Origin of the sequence: Sphingobacterium puteale (assembly GCF_050986225.1) — a bacterium.
GTDB lineage: Bacteria > Bacteroidota > Bacteroidia > Sphingobacteriales > Sphingobacteriaceae > Sphingobacterium > Sphingobacterium puteale.
Genome location: NZ_CP158959.1, coordinates 4,818,657 through 4,842,034, shown reverse-complemented (window position 1 = coordinate 4,842,034; position 23,378 = coordinate 4,818,657). Strand labels below are relative to the sequence as shown.

The window sequence follows — 23,378 nt, the reverse complement described above, 5'->3', positions numbered from 1 at the left end:
TTAGAATTTAAAGCTTAGGTTTACCCCATAAGAACGTACTGTTTGTAATTCCCCTTTCTCGATCCAGCTGATGGATGCACTTCCCATAGAAAGTTCGGAAGGATCAATTCCTTTCGGAGCCTTTTGCCAGATCATCCATGGGTTTCTTGCAATAGCAGCAATACGGATAGATTTAAATGGTGTTTTCTTTAATGTATTTTCAGAAAATGTATACCCTAGGCTTACTTCTCTCAATTTTATATAAGAGGCATTGAACAACCATTCTTCGTAAAATTTAGTTCCGATCTGGTTTCTAAAATAACTTCTTGCATCGACAAATGCATTGACAGCTTCCCCTGTAGCTTGTGAAATACCAGAAATTTCGTAACCACCACCATCGGCTAATGGATCGCGTACATTTTTGCCTTTACTATTCATTGCCGCAGTCTCTTCTGCCTGTCCAGATTTTACGGCGAGCATTTTAGACCAGCTAAAGAATTTACCTCCAGATTGGAAGTCTATCATGGCATTAAAATCGATGTTTTTATATCGGATTGAGTTTAAGAAACCACCGGTAAAATTGGGTAGAACAGAACCGAAATCTTTGTTCAGTTCTTGGATCGGCATATTATTGGCGTCCAATAATATTTTTCCTGTTGCTTGATCACGTAAATAACCCGGACCGATCAATGTACCGAATGCTTTTCCTCTGTCTGCTCTTAAATAAACCGTTTGACTAGAATAGGTGTTTAAATCCAGCTGGTAAGAATTAATATTGTCGATCAATTCGTGGATCTTACTGTTGTTTCTTGCAAAATTTAAGGTGGTGTTCCAAGTGAAGTTGGCTGATTTCGCAGGTGTTCCAGAAAGCGATATTTCGATACCATTGTTCTCAATATCCCCGGCATTTACAAATTCAGATTCATATCCGGTAGCTGATGACTGAGATAGATCAATAACTTGTTTTTTATTACGCTGTTGGTAATAAGTGAAATCAAGTCCTAAACGGTCATTGAAAAATTTGAGGTCTGTACCGATCTCAAAGGTATGGGCAAAAGATGGTTCTAGATTTGCATTTTTTAGTTTATCTGGGACAGAGACGGTTGTAATTGTTCCTGTACTGGTTTTGTAGGCCGTACCCATTTGATAGTTCAAAAGTGCAGAATAAGGATCTACATCAGAACCCGCAATCGCATAGGAAGCTCTCAATTTACCAAAAGATAGTACTTTGGAATCGAATAATTCGCTAAATAGGAAAGATCCGGAAACCGATGGATAAACATAAGAATTGTTGTTTTTAGGTAATGCTGAAGACACGTCCTGACGAATTGATGCGTCTATAAAGTAGATATCCTTATAACCGAAAGAGGCCATTGCATACAGTGACCGGATTTGTTTTTTCAACTTATAGGAAGTTGTTTCCGGTCGGTCAATAGATGCCGCAATATTATAAAATCCCCTCGTTGCCAAACCTCCAACGGTAGCTTGCGAAACATAAGAATAGTCGCGGGTATAAATATTGGTACCTAAATTAGCATTTAGCGAAAAATCATTCCACTTGTTATTGTATTCTGCTAAAAACTCATAATTGCTCTCATCATTTTGATATTTTCCTACAGAAAATGCTTCATCTAACCGACCTCCAAATGCGGTTCTACTGCTGAGGTTTTGTGTAAAGAAATCTTTTCTTACAAAACCTGAAACCTTTAGATTGTCAAAAATTTTGTAGGATACGTTAACATCTCCAAATACTCGATCGCGTGAGTCATTGTTTAGATTTTCGTATGCGTCAAAAAATGGATTGTTCCAGTCTGAGGGTTTGTTATTTGTAATTATTCCTGTGGATGTATTCGGATTTACGTTCCAATTTAATATTGTGCCGTCTGCATATTTATAATTTCGGAGCCTATTAATATCAATGTTACGTTGAAACCATTGTGTAGCACCAGTGAATGATCCCTGATAACCTTGAACAGGTCTTTGTCCATTATTATTTGCGTAATTGATATTAGCTCCAACAAGCAGTTTGGATGTGATGTCCAATGTCCCGTTTAAGCCAAAATTATTTCTCTTTAGGGAGGTATTAGGAATAACACCTTTGATATAGGTGTTATTATAGCTAAAGCGGATTGCGGCATTTTCATTACCGCCAGCAATCGTCAGACCATTGTTTGTTGTGAATCCCGTATTATAGAAGTCCTTTATGTTATTGGGTTGAGGAGAGAAAGGGGTAGTTTTGCCGAAATCAACATCTTGAGGATAAAAGCTATAATACATGCGAACAGGAGTTCCATCCATTTTTGGTCCCCAAGATTCGTCATTGCCATTGACATAGTACTCTCCGGATGCTAATTTCAGGAAAGTCTGATTATTACCGACACCATATATATTTTGAAGGGGCATAAAATTGCCTGTTTTCTCCCATGAAGTAGCGGAGTTAAAGCCGATATCAATTTTTTTAGGACCCTTTTTTCCTTTCTTGGTAGTAATCATGATTACTCCGTATTGTCCCCGCATACCATATAAAGCGGAAGCCGTAGGACCTTTCAGAACGTTGATTGTTTCGATATCTTCAGGATTTATATCTTGTCCAACATTTCCAAGGTCTACACCATTACCAGTTGAACTACTGAAATTCGAATTTGAGATTGGAGTGCCGTCGATGACCATAAGCGGTTGGCCTCCACCTGTAACTGAGTTAACGCCACGGATCTTGATTTTTTGTGTTCCACCCAAATTTGCGCCAGAAGATCCCGTTACTTGTGCGCCGGCAACTTTTCCTGCTAAGGAACCTAACACATTGGTTTCTTTTGTAAATGTTAGATCATCTCCTTTGACTTGTTGTGCGGAATAACCAATGGACTTTTGGGAACGTTTGATTCCTAATGCAGTTACAACCACCTCATCTAAGGCTTGTTCGTTGCTGACGAGTGTAATACTGATCGTTTTCCGGCCATTAACCCGAACCTCCTGCGCATTATAGCCAACAGCAGATAGTATTAGTGTGGCATTTGAATTTGCATTGAGCGTGAATAAGCCTTGTTCGTTGGTTGATGTTCCTTGGCTGGATCCTTTGACATTTATGGTAACTCCACTGACGGGATTTCCTTTGCTGTCTGTGATTTTCCCAGCAATCTGAATCTGTTGTGCATATAAAGACTGCATCGAACTACAGGCTATGAGACACAACGTTGTGAGCACATGTTGTTTCATAAGAGTTTGAATTGATTAATTTAGTTTGTTAATATGTTGGTTTCATCGGTTGTTGATCTCAACTCCGACAAAGATTCAATGCAATGTTCTCCTTATAAGACAAAAAACATTGCATTGAATATAATCTTATTTTCTTAAAATTCCAATTCCCGGACGGTTCGGTAAGATGCAGTTGCCATCAATTACCGTCATGCCATCATAGATATCGTTATCGATCAGAAGTGCCCCATCTAAATCTGCCCAATCGGTCAATGGTGCTAATTGTGCCGCAGCACTGATGGCACAGGAAGTTTCGGTCATACAGCCGATCATGACTTTCATTTCGAGGGAACGTGCAAGTTCAGCCATCCGTTTGGCTTCACGCATGCCTGTACATTTCATCAGTTTGATGTTGATGCCACTGTAAACTCCTTTTAGGGCAGGTACATCAACCAAACGTTGACACCCCTCATCCGCAATTGTTGGTATCGGACTATGTTCAGTCAGCCAGGCATTGTCATCAATCTGTTCTTTGGGCATGGGTTGTTCAAGGAAAGAAACATTTCGCTCAGCGAGCCAATGTGCCATTTCCAGCGCTTCTTCCCGCGTTTTCCAACCTTGATTAACATCCGCACATAATGGGCGGTCTGTGACCTGACGAATGGTGTCAATGATCATCTTATCGGTATCCAGTCCCAATTTTACTTTTAGGATCTTAAACTGATCTGCTTCAGCAACCTTTTTACGGATCATATCCTCCGTATCGATGCCGATGGTGTAGGAAGTCGGTGGGATAAGATCCGGATTTAATCCCCATATTTTATAGAAGGGCTGGCGCATAATTTTACCAAGCACATCATGTAGGGCAATATCTATTGCTGCTTTTGCGGCAGTATTTTTTGCTGCTACTTGGTCTACATAATGCAGAATCTCCTCCGTCTGGAAAGGTGAGTTGAATGCTGATAAGTTAATTTGATTTAAAAAGGCGATCACGCTTTCCTGTGATTCACCAAGGTATGGCGGCATGCTGGCCTCACCATAGCCCACTATACCGTCATACTCCAATTCGGTTAGTACGACAGGCGTCGTACTGCGGCTATAGGAAGCGACGGTAAAGACATGGCGCAATGTTAGGGTATATGGACGGAACCTTAGCTTAAAGGCTCCAAAGTCCTTGCTGATCCATTCAGATTGATTGCTCATTATGGTTTATTTATTGATATAGTAATTGCTTTCAGCGATTTTTTGAATTGCAGAATCCTTGGCACCTAAATAACGCCGGGCAGCAACAACGGTACGTGTCTGAAAATCGTCGTAATCAGCAGCGTCTTTTAGCATGCTGTTAATGCGAACCAATCCTGCAGCATGGATAAAAGTGCCATTGCCTATATAAAGCGCTACATGGGTGACGCGCGCATTGGGATTACTGTTTTTGCCCGCAGCAAAAAAGAGCAAATCCGCAGGTTTCAGGTTTTTAAGCGCTTTTTCAGGATCAAAATGCCCCTCGCTGTCCAAGATATCTATCTTTTCGCCCGCTAAAACCTGTTGTGATGCATCTCTAGGGATAACGAAGCCATTCATAAAGAAGCTTGTCTTGGTAAATCCGCTACAATCGACCCCTTTGACCGATGTGCCGCCCCACAAATAGGGTAGTCCCAACATGGACTTTGCACTTGCAATAATATGATCAGCGGTAGGATTACGTGTATCCAGCCAATTTTTTAATGTTAGACCTTCAGATTTCTTGATATAACCTTTGCGGCCATCGGGGTAAGCGATTTCATAAAAACCACCTTTTTGTCCGGTTAATTTCAAGATATCCCCATATACAAGATCCGATACCCGTTGGCTTTTCTCTGTGGGTTCGGAATAAGATCTTCCGAATTCAGTGGTGTAGATCAGCTTGTCTGATTGTCTCCACTTGTCGGCCTCGGCCTGATCCATTACTGCTATTGAGGATGCTGGCACCCAAGCGATATAACCATCAGGGGTGCGTACCCGGTATTCACCACTTTTCTTCTGTAGCAGATCTACTTGTGTACCCAATAAAACTTGGCTTGTCAGTTCCGCGGAATTATCCGGAAAGGTACGCATGTTGGCAACTGAAAGCCTGATTACCCCTACAGTTTTGCCATCAACACTGGCGTCCGGTAAGAGCTGAACTTGGATATTCGCGGATATTTCTTTTGCCTTTTGTTCGAGAACAAACTTAGCATCTTTTTCGGTTGTTTCGAGAATATATATATTTTGGGGGACATCCGCTTTTTGGATAGCCACAATTTTCGTTCTCCGATCCGGTGCAAATTCACGCTTTACGTTTTCTTGCAATTCTTTGATTTTGAAATAAGTGGTGGAATCTACTTGCTGTGCATGGCCATGACTTGTGCCAATAAGACTTGCACATGCTAAAATAGCGAATTTTAGTGTGTTTTTCATGCTGATTAGTTTGTTTCTAAAGATAGGATTAATTCACAATATAAATCAATGTTTGTTGTCGATTTTTGAGTGATTTGAATATTGTGTTGCTAAAAAACGAACCTTTGGGCTTAATTTTAATTAATTTGTCTATTTGCTAAAACCATTTTGTATTATTGCTTATTGATCGCAAAACCGTTGATTGTTTTTGAATCTCACTGCCAAAAGCAGGTTAGCGATTGTGAACTGTGGTAATGAAAATTCAAAAACGAATTATTCATGCTTGAAAATGCCGGACGGCGGAGGCAAACAGGTTATTAAAAGACAAATAGATTATATATGAGTTCTAGACGTAATTTTATTAGACAAGGTTTTATGGCTGCTGCAGCCATAGGTACCTTGCGTGCATTTGATACAAAAGGGCTGACGATTGCATCTGATGATAAGGTAAAAAAATATCCGATTGTCATATCAACCTGGGATTTCGGAATAGCGGCAAATAAAGCGGCCTGGGAGATCTTATCGAAAGGCGGAAAAGCTCTTGATGCTGTCGAACAAGGCGTGCGTGTACCTGAAGCGGACTTGAAAAATATGACCGTCGGAAAAGGAGGGTATCCGGATCGTGATGGACATGTGACCTTAGATGCCTGTATTATGGATGCTGATGGCAATTGCGGTGCTGTGGCCGGTATGGAAAAAATCGGACATCCGATATCGGTGGCCCGCTTGGTTATGGAGAAAACACCACACGTAATGCTAGTTGGGGAGGGGGCCTTGCAATTTGCGTTGGAAAACGGTTTCAAGGAAGAAAATTTGCTGACGCCAGAGGGAGAAAAAGCTTGGAAAGAATGGTTAAAGGAGAAGAAGTATAAACCGGTCGTTAATATCGAAAATAAATCTTTTGCTGCGGAGCGCCTACCGGGCAACCGGTACAACCACGATACGATTGGTATGCTGGCCTTAGATGTCAATGGAAATATATCCGGAGCTTGTACAACCAGTGGAATGGCATTTAAAATGCACGGCAGGGTGGGAGATAGCCCGATTATCGGCGCTGGTTTATATGTTGACAATGAAGTTGGTGGAGCTACTTCGACCGGGGTAGGTGAAGAAGTTATCCGTAATGTAGGTAGCTTTTTGGTGGTTGAATTAATGCGTCAGGGGTACTCGCCCGAAGATGCTTGCAAGGAAGCGGTGATGCGTATCGTGAAGAAAAAGCCTGCAATTGCCAAAGAGATACAAGTTGGATTTTTGGCGATCAATAAAAAAGGCGAGTATGGAGCTTTTGCTTTGCAGGAGGGATTCTCATATGCTGTTTGTGATAGTAAGCAGCAGGATCTTTTGATCAAAGGAAAACATTATTATTAGTGAATAGATATTAGTATTTAGCTATTAGATGTAAGATTTAGATAAGAGATTGGAGGTTCCTAATCCTTGCTCTTTGTCATTCTTCTGGATGCAGATTTGCATATAAGTGATAATTGTCGTCTTTGTAAAAAAAAGATAATAGCAATTATGTCTAATTACTCGCTATTCAATAAACAGTACTTAATTTAGAATACATGTTGAGGTTTGAGTATTAAATTTAATATTGATTATCTTTGTATAAGCGTTGTTTAAGTGAAAAAACAGAATAACAAATTGCCAGCAGCTTATAAAAGTAAAGTCTAAATACTAGCTACTCAATACGCAATACTAAATACAATAAAAATATGAAAGCAACATTTGGAGGTGGATGTTTTTGGTGCACGGAGGTAATTTTCCAGAATACCGAGGGAGTGACATCCGTATTGCCAGGATATATGGGTGGTCATGTAGATCATCCTACTTATGAGCAGGTCTGTACTGGTACAACCGATCACGTGGAAGTGGTGGAGTTGGAGTATGACGATGAATTGGTCAATTATGAGGACCTGTTGAAAATTTTCTTCAAGACACATAATCCGACAACATTGAACCGTCAAGGGAATGATGTGGGCACACAATATCGGTCTGTGGTATTTTTTCACAATGAAGAACAGGAGATTTTGGCCAAAAACTTTATTGATGAATTGGAAAATGAAGCTGTCTACGAGGATCCGATTGTTACAGCCGTAGAACCGGCGTCAACGTTTTGGCTGGCTGAAGACTATCATCATAATTATTTCAATGATCATCCTGAGAATCCGTTCTGTTCGGTGGTCATTGCACCGAAACTTCAAAAATTCTTGAAAGAATTTAAAGCTTAAAAGCTTTATTGCAAGAACTTGGTGCCTGCGCGCAGCGAATTGATGCTGTGTATTTAACAGAGGGCCGGAGGATTGAAACAAGGTCTTGATTACCTTTTTGAGAACGACCTGCGATCTACAATAATATAAAAAGGCTCGAATATCATATTCGAGCCTTTCTTATAGGAATTACTTATGGAGAAAGCTTATTAAAACATTTCCATTTGTCCATTGTCATCAATTTGGATGTCGTCAGGATTGGTGATCTCTAACTTGATATCATCTTCTTTTTTATTGTCGGATGCATCCGTGGAGGCTTGGGTCGTTGATGTCTCAGACTTTGTTTCATCCGATTTGGCCTCTCCATCCACAGAAGCGACTTCGGCTTTTTCCTTTCCTTTTTCACTTAGATCCTCATCCGCAGTGATCAAAGTGACAGATTTTACGGTATGGAAAGATAGGCGGTTGCCCTGTGCCTTTATACCTTTGATATCAATGATCTCAGTCAATGGTTGCTCCAGTGTTTCCTCTGTTTGGGATTTGCCTTTTAATATATCTAATCTGACGGTAGGCTCAGCGGCATTGCTCATAAGTATTAGCTTTGAACCAGGTTCCTCATTGATAAACGAAATACGTTTACCGATAGGTTGGTCATCAAATTTAAAGCGTTTGACGAAATAAGTTCCGCTTTTGCCATCTTGATGCACAACGGTATAAATGTGTTCAGGATAGAATTTCTCAATACGGATCATTTTTTCATCAAAGTGGTTGCTCAGGTCGAAGTTCGATAGCTCGTAACTACCATCAGAAAGTACCACCAATATTTTATCATCACCATCAAATTCTCCTAGATACTGACCACGTTCATCGGCGTTGAGACGTTTCATGATGCTGTCATACCAAATTTTTCGTCCTGCGAGTGTTGAAATACCTGAGCTTTTAAAGGTTATTTTCTTGACAGGGTATTTGGAAACAATATTGCCCTGAGATGCACGACCTTTGATGGCAATCTCAGCGAAATCCATGTCGAAATTCAATTTGCGTAATTTCGTGTGTGGTTTAAGCTGTATATTGACCACTTCGGCCTCGCCATTTGGATTAGCGGTGAAGTATAGGACTTTTGATCCTTTCGATCCTTTTGATACATCGTATTCCTTATCACGGGTCACGCCCACTACAGAGAAACGTTTGATATAACTTGTGCCGGTTTCACCTTCTTTATAAATGACATTGTATATGGTTCGTTCGTCACCTTTTTTAAAGACCGCTACATGGATAATTCCTTTTCCGACGAATACCTTATCCTGAATCTTACTGACGACATATTTGCCGTCTTCGCGAAAGACGATGATATCGTCGATATCCGAGCAATCGCAGACGAACACATCTTTCTTCATTCCTGAACCGATGAATCCTTCTTCACGGTTGACATATAGTTTGGTATTAGCTAGCGCGACCTGTGTAGCTTCCACCTTATCAAAGATGCGTAACTCGGTCTTACGCTCGCGATCTTTACTATATTTTTCACGTAGTTTTTCATACCATGCAATGGCATATTCCGTCAGTTGACGTAGGTTCCGCTTAACTTCTTTGATCTCATTTTCGAGGGTCTTCATCGTTTCGTCCGATTTTTTAACATCGAAACGCGTAATGCTGCTCATCGGTTTATCGATCAATTTCTTATAATCCTCAGGAAGAATTTCGCGATAAAACTGTTCAAAGAATGGTTCAAACAAGCGATTTAAAACCTGTACGACGGTGTCAAAGTCACCGGCATTTTCATAATCGGCATGTTTATACATCCCTTCCTGGATGAATATTTTCAATAAACTATTGAAGAAGATTTTTTCCTGAAGATCATTTAAACGGATCTCCAGTTCCCGCTTCAATAGGTTTTTGGTGTTTTTGGTGTTTTCAATCAAGATGTCATTGACACTCATAAAATGAGGTTTTTCATCTTTGATGACACAGGTATTGGGCGAAATCGAAACCTCGCAGGCTGTGAATGCATAAAGCGCATCGATCGTAACATCGGGAGAGATTCCCGGTGCTAAATGCACGATGATTTCAACATTTCCAGCCGTGTTGTCTTCGATTTTCTTGATTTTGATTTTACCTTTTTCATTCGCTGTTACGACGCTCTCGATAAGCCCGCCAGTGGTCGTACCAAAAGGAATCTCGGTGATTGCCAAAGTCTTTTTATCCCGTTCTTCGATTTTAGCGCGTACACGGATCTTTCCGCCACGTTGACCTTCGTTGTAGTTGGACACATCGGCCATACCACCTGTGGGAAAATCGGGAAGAATATTCGGGCGTTCGCCATTCAGCGCCTGAATTGAACCATCGATAAGTTCAATAAAGTTGTGCGGCATAATTTTGGTCGCTAAACCTACGGCAATACCTTCGGCTCCCTGTGCCAGAAGCAAGGGGAATTTAACAGGTAACGTGACTGGCTCGCGGTTACGTCCGTCGTAGCTTAGTTGCCATTCGGTCGTTTCGGGATTGAAGACAACTTCATTCGCAAATTTAGAAAGCCGACCCTCAATATAACGTGGCGCTGCAGCCGAATCACCTGTAATCGGGAAGCCCCAGTTTCCTTGGCAATCGATCAGCAGATCCTTTTGTCCTAATTGTACCATCGCATCACCGATGGAAGCATCTCCATGCGGGTGATATTTCATGGTATTACCAATTACATTGGCAGCTTTATTATATCGTCCATCATCCATTTCTTTTAAGGAATGGAGAATACGGCGTTGTACCGGCTTCAAGCCGTCATTTATATGGGGTACAGCTCTATCCAAGATCACATAGGATGCATAATCCAAAAACCAGTTCTCGTACAGTCCAGATAAAGGTATTGTCTGACTTCCGCCTTCTGTTTTTCCTGATCCTAATTCTTCTTGGTTATCTTCCGTTGGGAAGTTTGTTTCGTCACTCATTTACTCAGCAATAGATTAAATTGTACAATACAGAAATGTTCGAAATTTTATTTTATTCGAACGTGTAAAAATACAAAACCATTTTGTTTTATCCCAGTGAAAGTATAAAAAGTTAAAAAAATTAGCTTTTTAAGCTAATATAATTAGCTTTGTACCGATTGCTCGACCAGATCGTACCAATAACAATGGATATCCCAACGGTCGAAATAAAATTCCTCTGTGATCTGAAATCCCACTTTTTCCAATACATTTCTTGATCCTTCGTTTTTGGTATGGGTGATGGCATGGAGTTCGAAATGAGTCAGGTGTTCCCGATAATACTGCATACAGGCCAATGCTGCCTCAGTGGCATATCCTTTACCCCAGGATTCTACCCTGAAACGATAACCTAGGTCCAAAAAATCGATACGTCCGTTTTCCAGTTCATCAATATATTTAAAACCCGTCCAGCCGATCCATTGGTTGCTTGATTTTTCAATAACTCCCAACCGGCCAATACCGTATTTTTCATATTGTTGCTGAATGAAAGCGATCACTTTTTCCATTTCTTCGATGGATTGAACAGGCTCTTTATTGAGGAAGGTATGTACCTCAGCCTGCGAATCCGTGGCAAAAAAATAGTCCTTATCGTCCATGCTTATCGGGCGGATGATTAGTCGTTTGGTTTCTAATGTTGGTAGATATTTTTCCATCTAGTTATCTTAAATTTTAACGGGTTTTAAAGCCACAGTTTATCGATATCTTTTTTCAATATTTTCTCTTTCATTTCTTCTTCAAAATCACCGAACTGTTCTTTTTTGACAGTCTTGCTGATCCGACCTTCTTCCAAAACCAATATCTCGTCACAGGTATCCTTTAATGTCGAAAATATATGCGATGAGATCAGGATGGTTTTGCCCATTGCTTTAAGTCGTAGAATAATTTCAGTCAGGATAATACTGCTTTGTAGATCTATCCCGTTAAAAGGTTCATCCAGAATGTAGAAACTGTTGTCCTGGAGCAGGGTCGCTGTCAGTGCCAGTTTCTTTTTCATGCCTGTAGAATAGGAGTTCGCATACTCTTTTAATGGTAATTCGAAGATATTTCTTTCGCTTAGATGCTGAATACTTTTTCCTCGGGCATCGGTAAGGAGATAGATATATTCTTCGCCTGTGAGTTTCGATAAGAAATACGGATCTGATGTCAGGTAGCCTAAATGGTTCTTAAGTGGCTGTAGGTTCGAGCTGATTTTTCCCGAAGCTGTTTCCAGCCCCGCTATACAGCGAAATAAGGTTGTTTTTCCAGCACCGTTTTCGCCTACGATACCGTAGACTTTTCCGTCCTCAAAAGTAAAAGTCACCTCATGCAAGACCTGATGCTGACCAAAGGATTTACTGATATGAATAAGCTCGATCATAAATAGTTTTTTAGATTTTTGAGGGCCTTAAGGTAATAAAAGGGCGATAAGGCTACTATCAGGGGATAGAAACTAAAACACAATATCAGCACAGAGACCTCAGGAAAATTGATCTCTCTCGGATAAGCGACATATTTTAAGGTAATGGCAAAAGGGATCAGGAATAATATTCCACCCAAAACAATTAATGCATTAAACCATTCTGATGAATAAATAAAGGCATATGTCAGTAGGAGTGGCAGGACAAACAAAAGACATTGCAGCAGTCCACGTCTAAATTTACGCAGTAGAAATCCAGCAGGTGTTTCTCTACTGTTCCATAGATAAAAGACAGGTTCAGGCAACTGATAATAGAGTATACAAGTCAGGGCTATACCGCTTACACAAAATAGAACAAGGTTGGAATTCGTGACATAAAAACCAATTGCTGCCAGTAGATACAAAACGATAATCAGCAGGTAACTCCTTCGGAATCCGATAATAAATTCAAAGGGTTTCTTTGCGAAGGGAGTAGGGATGGATTTACCAAAAGCTTTAAAAGTCAAAAAGGCAAATACAACCGCTAACAGGCCTAAGATGAACGCATAGAGCCAAAGACTTTGAGATAGCAATAGAGCAATAGAAGGTAAGGTCACTAGAACATTTTCCAGTAGTCTAATGGTGTAAAAGTCCTTTTTGTTAAACGTGTTTTTTAGAAAATCGTTTCTGTTTTTTTCGGTCAGGAGAAAGAGTAACTGAAAATTGCCCAGGAGTATGGCATAACTTCCAAAGACGGGATACTGCAATAAAAGATAGTAAACAAGATAACATGCTCCCAAAAGCAAAATTGGCGCAATCACTAAAGGTAATCCTGTCGCCGTAAAATGGCGGGTCAATAACTTATATTGAAGCTTTAAATAATTGTTTATCATTTGCCATCTGTTTATAAATAGTCATACAAGTGATGCTCGTGAACTTGTTTGTCCGCCGTTGGCATACTTAAATTTAACGATTCCAATCGAATAGCTAAAGCTGAGATTTTCTTTGCCAATTTAGCATATAGAGTAAAGCAATCACTAGGACAACGGCATTGGCATACATAATTTGCGGAATGCGAAGGATGACATCGGCATAGTATAGTCCGGCGAGGAGGGCTCCAAGGCCAATTCCCGCTTCGAGCGAAATATACATGGTCGCGACCGCTTTGCCGCGATGTTCAGGAATACTCAGGTCAATGGTCCATGCATTGACCGCGGGAGATAATATACCGGTGCCGATACCATAAATGCTCGCCCCGATCATCATACCGATAAAGCTATCCTCAAAGCCAATGACCACCAAAGCAATCGCAATGATCACTAAGCCTGTAATAATAACCTTCGGCCTCCCATAGCGATCGGAAACCTTTCCCGAAACAAAACGTATCATGACGGATGCAATCGTAAATGCCAGAAAGAAAAGGCCTTTATTTTTTAATCCAAGATGTTCACTCCAATCCGGTATAAGGGTCAGGATCACACCGTATGCCGTATACGAAAGAAAGGTAATTATTCCAGCAGGGAGTGCGCGCCATTCAATAATGTCTTTTCGGTTTATTTTGAGCATGGAAAGGTTAAATTTCTCCTTTTTAACTAGGGTTTCCTTCATATTGATGACGATGAGGATTGATAACAATGCCATGAAAGACGAGGAGTAGAACATGACATTAATTCCAAAAGCATCAAAAATTGCGCTCCCTATTGCTGGCCCTACTGCCGTTCCAACACTGAATGCAAGGCCATGCATCCCCAGGGCTTCTCCCCATCTTTTCTGAGGAACAAGATCTGCGACATACGCCGAGGTGGAGGTAGGTTTAAAACCGGTAGAGAAACCATGGATCAACCGCAGAAATAAAAAACCCGCCACAGAAGTTAAAATCGGATAGAGAAACCCGCAGATAAAACAGACAATGGATCCGATGGCCATAACTGGTACACGGCCCCAACGATCGGTCAGTTTACCACTGAAAGGTCGTGAAATTCCGGCCGTCAATGTAAATAGTGCTATGATCAGACCCTTATATTCAGCCCCGCCCAGGCTACTCAGGTAATTAGGTAGCTCGGGAATAATCATATTGAAACTAGACGAGAATAGGAGTGAGCTCAGGCAAAGTAAAATAAATTGAAGCGTGTAGATGGATTTCTGTTCAGATTGCATTTTAAAACAATTGTCGTGCGTGAATAAGTCTCCCAGCTGGCATTTATCACGAAAGATAACTGTGCTTTTCGAAGAATAGGTCAAATGTACAGCTTTTGGAACGATTAAACTTTTTCTTTTGGCTGAAATTTTGGAGAAATCTTCCAACCATGACATCACATTGAGTGGATCAACGGATATCATGTACGGTTAAATATCGCTTTAGATCAGCTGCCGCCGTGCAATCTCACTGCAGAATATCGTTGTTGCTACAGCGACATTCAATGATTCCGCTTGGCCGATACGAGGTATGGTCACCGCCTGATCTATTAATGCTATTATTTCTTCGCTGATACCATTGCCTTCATTACCCATGACAATTAATCCTTCTGAATCCCATTGTGTTTGATAAATAGACTGGCCATCAAGCAATGCGCCGTACACAGGTAAATTTGTGTCAGAAATAAATTTGTTTAAATCCAGGTAATGAACCTGTATTCTGGCCAGTGAGCCCATAGTCGCCTGTACAACTTTTGGGTTATAGGCGTCCACGGTACCTATGGAACAAATGATATGCTTGATTCCAAACCATTCTGCAGTACGGATGATGGTTCCTAGATTGCCAGGATCTTGCACATCATCCAATACAATATTGTAACAGTTTTTGAGATCATTTAATTCGATCTGTTGTTGTTTGGGGAGCTTGACTAAGGCAAGGACTCCCTGAGGAGATTTTAATGTACTAATCTTTTGAAATTCAGCCTCGGTCACTTCATGGGATTTTATATTATGCGAGATTTTACCCACTTTTGTGTTTGCGTCGTCTGTATAGAAAATGGATTCGACCTGGTAATTTGATGAGATAAATTCCCTGACGGATTTTATGCCCTCAACGATGAATAAGCCATGTTGTTTTCTATACTTTTTATTTTGTAGAGACGTTATTAGACTGATTTGCGCTTTTGACAACATTTTTATTGATGATTAAGTACCCTCGTTTTATCGGATTTGCAAGTATAATGCTTTTGACACTATTTTTTGCATCTTGCCGATCTTCAAAATATATAGATGACGACCAGGCTTTGGTTACAAAAGTACAGATTTCTGGTGTTTCACCAGCATTGAAAGAGTCTTCCGAAACCTATGTATCCAATCAGATCAGACCTAATTCGAGGGTAAATCTATTTATTTACAATACTTTCAATACTAAAAAAGGACGTTATAAGACCAAGAAGATTCGAAATGTTGGTGAGCCACCTCATTTGTTGGACTCGGCAATGGTTGATTTATCTGCTAACCAGATTAGACGTTTTCTATTTACCAAAGGATATTTCAATGCTAAAGTTAATCCTGAGATTTCAGTTGACAAGAAGCGAGCACATATCGACTTCAAGGTCGATGAAGGAAATGCATATCAGATCAGGAATATTGACCGTAAATTTGATGATGATGAGGTAAAATGGCTTTTTGATCGGGATGTTCTCCCCAAAACCAAAGTTACACCCAACACGCAATATGATGCTGCAAAACTGCTCGATGAACGGGAAAAGCTATATCTTGTTATGCGCAACAATGGTTATTATGATTACTTGCGGCAATATATGCGTGTCGGTATCGACTCTACGCTGAAAGGTAACGCAATTGATCTAAAAATAAATGTTGAAAACCCTAGCGATTCAACGATACATAAAAAGTATCAAATTGATAGTGTATATATGACTATTAGGAATTATGGGGCTATATCAAAAAAACCGCCACGTCGTATAACAGATTCAACGAAGAAGCTTCTTTTTATAGATGAGACCAATAGCTTTCGCTGGAAGCCTTTGGAGCGGTATATGTATCTGCGGTCTGGTCATTATTATTCGCTGGCAGAAGAAAACAAATCTTATGATCGGCTTTATGAAATGAATGGTTTTCGGTCTGTGAAAGTACAGTTTGTAAAAAAGGATTCTAATAAACTCAATGTTCACTATGATTTTGTACCGAGACCACGTATGGGAAATCAGATTGAAGGAGAATATACCTTTAGTTCGGGTATGAGTGGTTTTAACATTGGAAATACATTTTCGCAGCGTAATATTTTTGGTGGTTCAGAGCAGTTGGAGGTCAAGTTGCGCTACGGGGTGCTGTTTGATCCGCGTCTGTCGGGCGGGCTTTCCAGTAAAATCTTCAACAATGATTTTCAGGCGGGTGTAAATTTGGTGATCCCACGGCTCATGGTACCTTTTCATATTAATCCGGGTGGGAAATTTGGTTTGCCCAAGACGACCTATTCCATGACTCTACAGTTATTCGATCAGGATCGGACTTACTCTAACCGTTACTTTACGACTTCGTTGAATTACTCTTGGTATGAAACGGAGAATAAGTATCATAGTTTTACTCCGATCGTATTGGAATATCGGGACGGAAGATTGGATTCGAATTTTAGAAAAAATCTGGAACAGGAAGGATACCAACTGTATGTACGAAGCAATGATCGTCAATATTTCGGGCTAGGGACACAATATACTTTTATTCTGAATGGCAAGAAATTGACCAGTAAGGAAGACTTTCAATATTTCCGTGGAACAGTGGATGTCAGCGGGAATGTGCTGGATCTCATCAGTAGCTTAGCGAAGCTACCCGCCAATGCTGATGGTGAAAAGAAGATCTTTGGGGTACCTTTTTTACAATATGCAAAAACTGAATTTGATTATCGCCTGTATCGAAATTTTGGTGGAAATAGACAGTTTGTATTCCGATTTAATCCCGGAATTGCTATTCCGTATGGAAACAATTCGAAGTTATTGATCTTTGAAAAGAGTTTTTATAGCGGTGGAATGAATGGCATACGGGCATGGCAAGCCCGGACGCTCGGTCCAGGAGCCTACAATAGACAAAATCTGAGTGAAGATCTCCGGCTCAATTTGCGTAATCTCGATCAACTGGGGGAAATCAAATTGGAAGCAAATGCAGAATATCGCTTTCGTCTCCTGAATAATTTTCTTGGAGCTAAGATGAATGGGGCGACATTTGTGGATATGGGGAATGTCTGGCGCCTGAAAAAAGATGAGGAACTAAATCCAGGCGGTGAATTTAAATTCAATAAATTCCTGGGGCAAGTAGCGATCGGTACAGGATTTGGTTTACGTTTTGACTCTGACTATTTTGTCATCCGTCTGGATGCTGGTCTAAAAGTTAAAGATCCACAATTTTCAGGCAGTGATCAATGGGTAATCAAGCATTTCTTTGACTCCAAAAAATTTAAACAGCAATATTATGAAAGCCACAGGCCCGACCGGTATAATTTTATCCAATACAATTTCGGAATCGGTATGCCGTTTTAATGTACAATCGTTTCGTTATGATTTACTTTGATCCCATCCATTGATACGATATCCAGACAGATCGCGTTGTTAACCGAGGAGATTTTTGAGACTTGAAAATATAGATTCAAAAATTTTACTCAAGTCTAGACCCTGCGAATGGTTGAATACAAAGAAAACTATAGCCAGTGCGATCGCTGTCATAATCACTTTTTTAAACATGTAAGCTATTCCTAGCACAATGGCCGGGATAATCAAAAACATCAGTCCGCTGATGGCAAAAGGGGAAAGCCCCTTGTCAGTCTTGTAGATATAAAAGAGACGGCCCTTAGATTTCGCTTGGTTTTTATGACTAAAGAATACAAAGGTAGACGATTCAATTTTTTGATTGGCAACCGCGACACCATCGTGAAATTGAAGTGCCTGCGAAAAACCATTGATGGTGAACATGTAGTGTCCGTTGATTGTCTCATTGGTATTACCTAATGAGTCCAAAGCTACAATGGCTAGTTTGCCGTTTTTGGAAAGATTTTCTTTCACAACAAAGTCTTGAATATTTTGTTGTTGAGCATTTGCCCAAAAAGGTATCAACAGCAGAAAAAATATAATCTTTTTCATTTTATTATAAGCGTTTAATTTTAGTCCATTTGCAGCAAGAGATTTGACTTATTTGCTTATATCACGTTCTACAAGCCAGGACAAATTCATGTTGACAATGTCGAAACAGATCTTGTCGAAATGAGCATGCAATTTTAGGAATTTTAATCTTCTTTTGGAAATCTTAAATTATTGGGGCGATGATTCTAATCGAAAACTTTCTTTTTTTTTTACAGGTCTAATGGCTAATTTTTTCCGTCCAGCGAAGCTTGGGTTCTTTTGTTTTTTTGTGTATGAGCAATATGCCGAAATTAATCTTCCTCGTTAGATTCTTTGTTTTCATTCTGTCCCCAAATCAAGATGTTAGCGATATTAGTTACCTTAAATTCTGCCGCTAGATTGTCCAATTTTTCGGAGAAAGAATGCAGTTGACTTAGCAAGGTGATGAAAGCATTTTTTGTGGTTTGATAATCAAGTTCGATTTTATTTTTTGAAAAATATGGAAAGAAAGGTTCGTCTTTATCGTCGCAGAAAATGATAATCCTTTCTTGATTTTTGGTGATTAGGGGTGAAGGGTGGCACTCCAATAACGAAAAATCTTCGAAATTTTCATTTAATATTTTTTTCCATTGTTGGATTTCTTCCATTAGACCACAGCATTGTGGATACAATTCAATCTGTCCATTAATGGAAATTGCATACCCTCCAAATAGTGAGCAAGAGTCTTTTATGGGCATGTCTCCAATATGTAGTTTGATTATTGTTCTTAAATCCTCGATCTTAATGTCAAAAAGTCTATATTGATAAATTCCCATTGCGATTGGACGGGGGATACCAATATAGTTTTTCCTTAATTCATTTTCTTGATATAGATCCCATTCTTTCGTATTCGTAAAGGAAGTTCCCTTGGGTACTATATTGCTTTGGGCTCCCTTTATGGTAGGAAGTTCAATCAGCGGTATAAAATCTATTTTGTCCATTTAACTTCATTTGTGGTGATTCTAATATGCCCAGTCTTTTAAGAGGCCTAGCATTAAAAGTACAATGTAAGCGAATACATTGTACTTGACAAATTTTCTAGTTTAAAAAAACAGAAGCAAAAAGCAACAATAGTAGGGGCTAGTCATTGCCGGATTCGAACCGGATAATCTTGTTGATTTTACAACTTCATTATTCCTCCCCTTAACGGTGACGAAGTAACTATCGTTTACGGCATTCTGTTTAGCATCAGAAAGGCGACTGACGAAAAGAGTTTTTTCCGACGTTTTCGATATCGTCTATCTAGAACTGATCGGAAGCAGGATTTGAACCTGCCATTGGACCGAAGTAACTCTTTTCTACGGCACTTATCCAATTTTATCATAAAGCAAGGTAACTAACGAAAAGAGACTGTTTTTCCTGCTCTACCAACTGAGCTACTCTATATACTTATAGAGACAGGACTCGAACCTGTGACACGGGCAACCCAAATGCGAAGTAACTCTCTTCTACGACACTTGCTTATTTTATACTGCGGGATGATCTTATATTTCAACTTGATGGATCTGTTCGACAGCGGATAGGGCATTGTCCATGCCAGAAAGTATATCAAACACTTTATCCGACCAGCCCGCTAACAGGTAAACATCATTTTGCTTCACATCTATAGGCTGTTTTCCATATCCCCCCAGATCGAATAGATAGAGTTTCGCCTTTGGAGCCAAACTTTTGTAATTATTCCATGACTTTTCCAAAGAATTACCATTATAATTACTATCCCATAATTGACAGTCAGTAAATATCATGACCTTATCCACGATCTTCTTTCTACGGATTAGATCGTCCACGACCAGGTATCCATTTGTTGAATAGCCCACTTCACCTTCTCGTTTGTAATATTCCATTACGTTCGTCAGCACCCGATGTTTAGGCATATTGATTATCTTGTATGTATCACCGAATATCCCTGTTGTTACATCTTTACACTGTGACTGCAATAGCATTGCTAGCATTAAGCCCACATCATACAGTAAAACCGTACTTTTTGCCGAAATAGGCTTTTGCATAGATCCTGAAACGTCACAGGCAATCACAACCGAAGTCTCAAAACCGAAGCCTTTTATATTTCTGGCACTGCATAACGTGGCATCTTCCAATGCTGTTAATACAGTTGACGTTAAACCTGATTTTAGCACTTTCAACTCTCTATAAGCTGAAAGAAACCTGAACGGAAGTTGTCTAGAGTTGAGTACTGCTTGCTCATTCGATAGATAATTGCAGACCATCAAAACATGTTGTGCTGATATGTTAGCCTCCAGTATATTACGAAGATTTCTGAGCAAAGCCATGTAACCCATTTTTTTACTTTCGATCAACTCTTCCCATTTTCTGGTGAAAGCATCAGATCTGGCCAAAGCGTTATCAAAATTTTCCTGACCCAATTTAGAAAGCTCCGTTTCCCAAGTATAGACGGTCGAAAGATTATCCGCTGCGATCCTGTCAAAAATAGCCTGCTGTTGATCGTTCTTAGGGCTAGGGTGTACAAGAAACAATGCATCCTTTAACTTAATTTCAGCTTCTCTGTTATATTTTGCAAACTGGTATTCATCAAATCTGTTAAAAGAGGCTCCAAGACCTTTTTGGATTTGCTTAGAAAGCCTACTTAACTTCTTCGCTCCATTTCTGTTATTTGCAATCTGGTAATAGGCCAGAAGTTCAGTTATCTCGTCAGCACGCAATATTACCCGGCTCACGGCTTTACTAACGATCGACTGGCCAGAGGCTTTCTTCGCTAATTCGACAGCTAGTACTATCGGGATGGACCTTAAGTTCATCACTGTACGTGCATAGATGGCCAGTTTGGCAACAAATGTCGATTCGCATGTCATGACCAGTTCCTTGATTCGATTCAATCTACTGTTGCCGCTTTCATAAAATGAATCATTCAATCCAGTTGTGACTACCGTAGTATACAATTCCAGTTCTGGTGTCATGAGGTAAGCCTTTGCTTTTTCATGATTCGTAACCAGCTGTTTTTTAGTGTTAAGGAAGTTGAATTTCATATTCATTTTATTATCGTTAAACATTTCTGCCAGACTATTCTGAACTGACATTACAAAATTGCAAGCACCTCTACGCAGTAGATGTACGCAGTATATAGAAAGAAAATAATTTTATGTATATGATTGATTGTTAGGTTTATATTTTTTTATTTCAAAAAAATATGGGGTTAGTATATTTAAGTGCGCAGCTTTATTGCGTAGTATTGCTTCAATCTGTTTTATCTCCCTCGCGTCAAGGGTAAGCAACGTTATAAAAATAACCGTAAATGTGTTAATGTCAGATGGTTGGGTGGAAAAAAGCTTTCAGGTCAGAGGGTATCCAAGCAAGTATATAACACCAGGCGGGAAGCTGATCACTATGCCGTTTGGTTTTGACTGGCAGCCTTTGTTAGAGGAAGTCGCGACTTTCTGATGTACATCAGTACGATGAAAAAGTAGTCATTATTATTTAACTATACTTTCAGGTAGTATTGAATTTTGTAGATAACTAATATCTGGAGTGGTCCAAAATTTTAGATTTATTGTTTGCATCGTTCCGTTGTCGTGCCACTTCCCATCTGAATCTTTGATCTGAAGTGTCCATTTATAGGCTATACTATTTTTGGAAAACTCTTGAATTCTGACCAATCCTACTAAAGCAAAAATCAGCTGACTGAGCATTTCATCGATTTCTTCTTCGGTATTTTCATAATGCCAATGAAATGAGCCAAAATGGAGTGTATTCTCTCTTACATTTGTTTGTAGAGTAATGTCAAAACCATATTCGTCATTACGATAAATTTTAAGTTCGTCGTTCTTTCCCTTTTGGAATTTTACTGAAGGATATTTTGTGAGTTCCGCAACAACGATGTCAATTATATTGTCGTCTGTCATTTATTTATTCGAATAGATTCATTGTTCAAGAATGTTATTTATCGCGGATTTTCTTTCTAAAATCATGATATACGTCCCAGTTTTTGTCTGTTGCTATAGCAAAATCAAATTCTCTTAATTTTTTTGAATTCTTTATATTATTGAGGACGGTTGTAGTACCTGTTTTGTCATTTGTTACAATATAAAAATTTCTGATTCCTTTGTGTGTATCTCTGAAAACATAATAACACTGGATATTACTTTCTTTCAGGTAATTTTCAATAGTGTGTTCAAATTGATCTAACTCATTCAGTTCTTCATTTGTTGGTAGCATTGTCGCTGTGTCTTTGCTGACACAAGCTGTTGTTATTTTTGCAAAGTAGCAAAATTCGGGCTTATGTAGAAATCTATCAAATGCAGTATTACCAACCAATAAGTAAGGGAAATTGTCGTTTGGGTAATCGGTAGTCTTAAATTCTTCCGGTACAACGTATGTATCTCGTGGTATTGGCTGGCCTTTGTTTATATTTCCAACATCAAAGCCATCATAAGTGACTTCATATTTTTTCGCTACATTATAGAGTACTTTGTCAAGTTCAAATAAACTCTTCGGATTGTGGATTTCTTTTCTTTCTAGATGCAACCAATAGCTTTTGTCGTCGGCCTGAAAAATTTCAACAAGTTCAAAATTCTGATTTTTGAGCTCTTTGGTGATCTGATTAAAATGATCTTTTTTATCTGCAGTGAAAAAATATCCCCAAAGCAATGTTCTATCTGTATAAACTCCATTAGCTTCCATCTTGGAAAACATTTCTTCGATCTCTTCTAACGGTATTTTGTAGGATTGAGATTGCGAGTTATTGCAAGCGAAAAAAACGAGTACACACGTCCAGATAAATAAATTTTTCATTTTCCAGTTTGGATATTGTAGGTATTGTCAGAAGTTAAATACTATTGAATTCAAGTTAAGGCATAAATATACAAAATCAACTTATTAACAATAGGAATCTAATCATACCACCAATCCATAATTTCATTAGTAAATGATTCCGTATCTATCTCATGGTTGGAAAAGCCATATCTCGACACCAGCCCGCTCGCAATAATCTCTCTGATTTTTATTATATGGGCCCCTTCTGATAAATGTTTTAGTAATTTATGTGCCAATGCATTAAGTTCATCCAATGGTGCGCCAGGGATTAAATTCCAGGACTTAATGATCTTCCTGATAATTCTTAGTTGACCGTTATATTGGTTTTGTAGAAACTTTCTGTCCATATCTGAATGCCAAA

Annotated in this window: 17 protein-coding genes and 1 tRNA gene; 3 read left to right on the top strand and 15 right to left on the bottom strand. The window is 39.4% G+C overall.

The window, feature by feature from the left end; translation table 11 throughout:
* From ABTV71_RS20605 to ABTV71_RS20595, 3 genes are all read right to left on the bottom strand, one after another.
* A complete protein-coding gene (locus ABTV71_RS20605) occupies positions 1-3,192 on the bottom strand; it encodes a SusC/RagA family TonB-linked outer membrane protein (protein ID WP_433900881.1) in 3,192 nt (1,063 codons plus the stop codon).
* Positions 3,193-3,318: 126 nt separating this feature from the next.
* Entirely contained in the window at positions 3,319-4,374 is a 1,056-nt protein-coding gene (locus ABTV71_RS20600) for a dipeptide epimerase (protein ID WP_433900880.1), read from the bottom strand.
* Between the two features lie 6 nt (positions 4,375-4,380).
* Positions 4,381-5,607, bottom strand: a complete 1,227-nt coding sequence (locus tag ABTV71_RS20595; protein ID WP_121122213.1) for an NlpC/P60 family protein — start codon at positions 5,605-5,607, stop codon at positions 4,381-4,383.
* 318 nt (positions 5,608-5,925) lie between these two features.
* On the opposite strand from ABTV71_RS20595, the gene ABTV71_RS20590 reads away from it, so the two are divergent.
* Positions 5,926-6,954: a N(4)-(beta-N-acetylglucosaminyl)-L-asparaginase gene (locus ABTV71_RS20590; protein ID WP_433900879.1), complete on the top strand. Its 1,029-nt coding sequence runs from the start codon at positions 5,926-5,928 to the stop codon at positions 6,952-6,954.
* A 344-nt stretch (positions 6,955-7,298) separates the two neighbouring features.
* Positions 7,299-7,814 carry a peptide-methionine (S)-S-oxide reductase MsrA gene (gene msrA / locus ABTV71_RS20585; protein WP_077438346.1) on the top strand — a complete coding sequence of 172 codons (516 nt, stop codon included), beginning with the start codon at positions 7,299-7,301 and terminating at the stop codon, positions 7,812-7,814.
* Positions 7,815-8,002: 188 nt separating this feature from the next.
* Here msrA and ABTV71_RS20580 read toward each other — a convergent pair whose 3' ends face one another.
* The 6 genes from ABTV71_RS20580 to ABTV71_RS20555 all read right to left on the bottom strand — a co-directional run bounded on the left by ABTV71_RS20580 (position 8,003) and on the right by ABTV71_RS20555 (position 15,257).
* Positions 8,003-10,735 (bottom strand): DNA gyrase/topoisomerase IV subunit A, encoded by a 2,733-nt coding sequence (locus tag ABTV71_RS20580; RefSeq protein WP_433900878.1) that lies wholly within the window; start codon positions 10,733-10,735, stop codon positions 8,003-8,005.
* 143 nt (positions 10,736-10,878) lie between these two features.
* The gene (locus tag ABTV71_RS20575; RefSeq protein ID WP_433900877.1) at positions 10,879-11,427 is read right to left on the bottom strand and encodes a GNAT family N-acetyltransferase; all 549 of its coding nucleotides are present in this window, start codon (positions 11,425-11,427) and stop codon (positions 10,879-10,881) included.
* A 26-nt stretch (positions 11,428-11,453) separates the two neighbouring features.
* Positions 11,454-12,131, bottom strand: coding sequence for an ABC transporter ATP-binding protein (locus ABTV71_RS20570; protein ID WP_433900876.1), 678 nt, complete (start codon positions 12,129-12,131; stop codon positions 11,454-11,456).
* Positions 12,128-13,042, bottom strand: coding sequence for a hypothetical protein (locus tag ABTV71_RS20565; protein ID WP_433900875.1), 915 nt, complete (start codon positions 13,040-13,042; stop codon positions 12,128-12,130). Before ABTV71_RS20565 ends, ABTV71_RS20570 begins: the two co-directional genes overlap by 4 nt.
* 94 nt (positions 13,043-13,136) lie before the next feature.
* Positions 13,137-14,306, bottom strand: coding sequence for an MFS transporter (locus ABTV71_RS20560; RefSeq protein ID WP_245971277.1), 1,170 nt, complete (start codon positions 14,304-14,306; stop codon positions 13,137-13,139).
* Between the two features lie 201 nt (positions 14,307-14,507).
* Entirely contained in the window at positions 14,508-15,257 is a 750-nt protein-coding gene (locus tag ABTV71_RS20555) for a TrmH family RNA methyltransferase (RefSeq protein WP_121122200.1), read from the bottom strand.
* Between the two features lie 8 nt (positions 15,258-15,265).
* Between ABTV71_RS20555 and ABTV71_RS20550 the strand changes: the two genes are divergently transcribed.
* Positions 15,266-17,617: a BamA/TamA family outer membrane protein gene (locus ABTV71_RS20550; protein WP_433900874.1), complete on the top strand. Its 2,352-nt coding sequence runs from the start codon at positions 15,266-15,268 to the stop codon at positions 17,615-17,617.
* 69 nt (positions 17,618-17,686) lie between these two features.
* Here the strand turns inward: ABTV71_RS20550 and ABTV71_RS20545 are convergent, their stop codons facing one another.
* The 6 genes from ABTV71_RS20545 to ABTV71_RS20520 all read right to left on the bottom strand — a co-directional run bounded on the left by ABTV71_RS20545 (position 17,687) and on the right by ABTV71_RS20520 (position 22,996).
* Entirely contained in the window at positions 17,687-18,214 is a 528-nt protein-coding gene (locus ABTV71_RS20545) for a hypothetical protein (protein WP_433900873.1), read from the bottom strand.
* 290 nt (positions 18,215-18,504) lie between these two features.
* On the bottom strand, positions 18,505-19,173 hold the full coding sequence (locus ABTV71_RS20540; RefSeq protein ID WP_433900872.1) for a hypothetical protein: 669 nt from the start codon (positions 19,171-19,173) through the stop codon (positions 18,505-18,507).
* A gap of 311 nt (positions 19,174-19,484) precedes the next feature.
* A tRNA-OTHER gene (locus ABTV71_RS20535) sits at positions 19,485-19,613 on the bottom strand.
* Positions 19,614-19,716: 103 nt separating this feature from the next.
* Entirely contained in the window at positions 19,717-21,234 is a 1,518-nt protein-coding gene (locus ABTV71_RS20530) for a TROVE domain-containing protein (protein ID WP_433900871.1), read from the bottom strand.
* Positions 21,235-21,678: 444 nt separating this feature from the next.
* Positions 21,679-22,107 (bottom strand): hypothetical protein, encoded by a 429-nt coding sequence (locus tag ABTV71_RS20525; RefSeq protein WP_433900870.1) that lies wholly within the window; start codon positions 22,105-22,107, stop codon positions 21,679-21,681.
* A gap of 34 nt (positions 22,108-22,141) precedes the next feature.
* Positions 22,142-22,996: a DUF695 domain-containing protein gene (locus ABTV71_RS20520; protein WP_433900869.1), complete on the bottom strand. Its 855-nt coding sequence runs from the start codon at positions 22,994-22,996 to the stop codon at positions 22,142-22,144.
* Positions 22,997-23,378 lie beyond the last annotated feature (382 nt).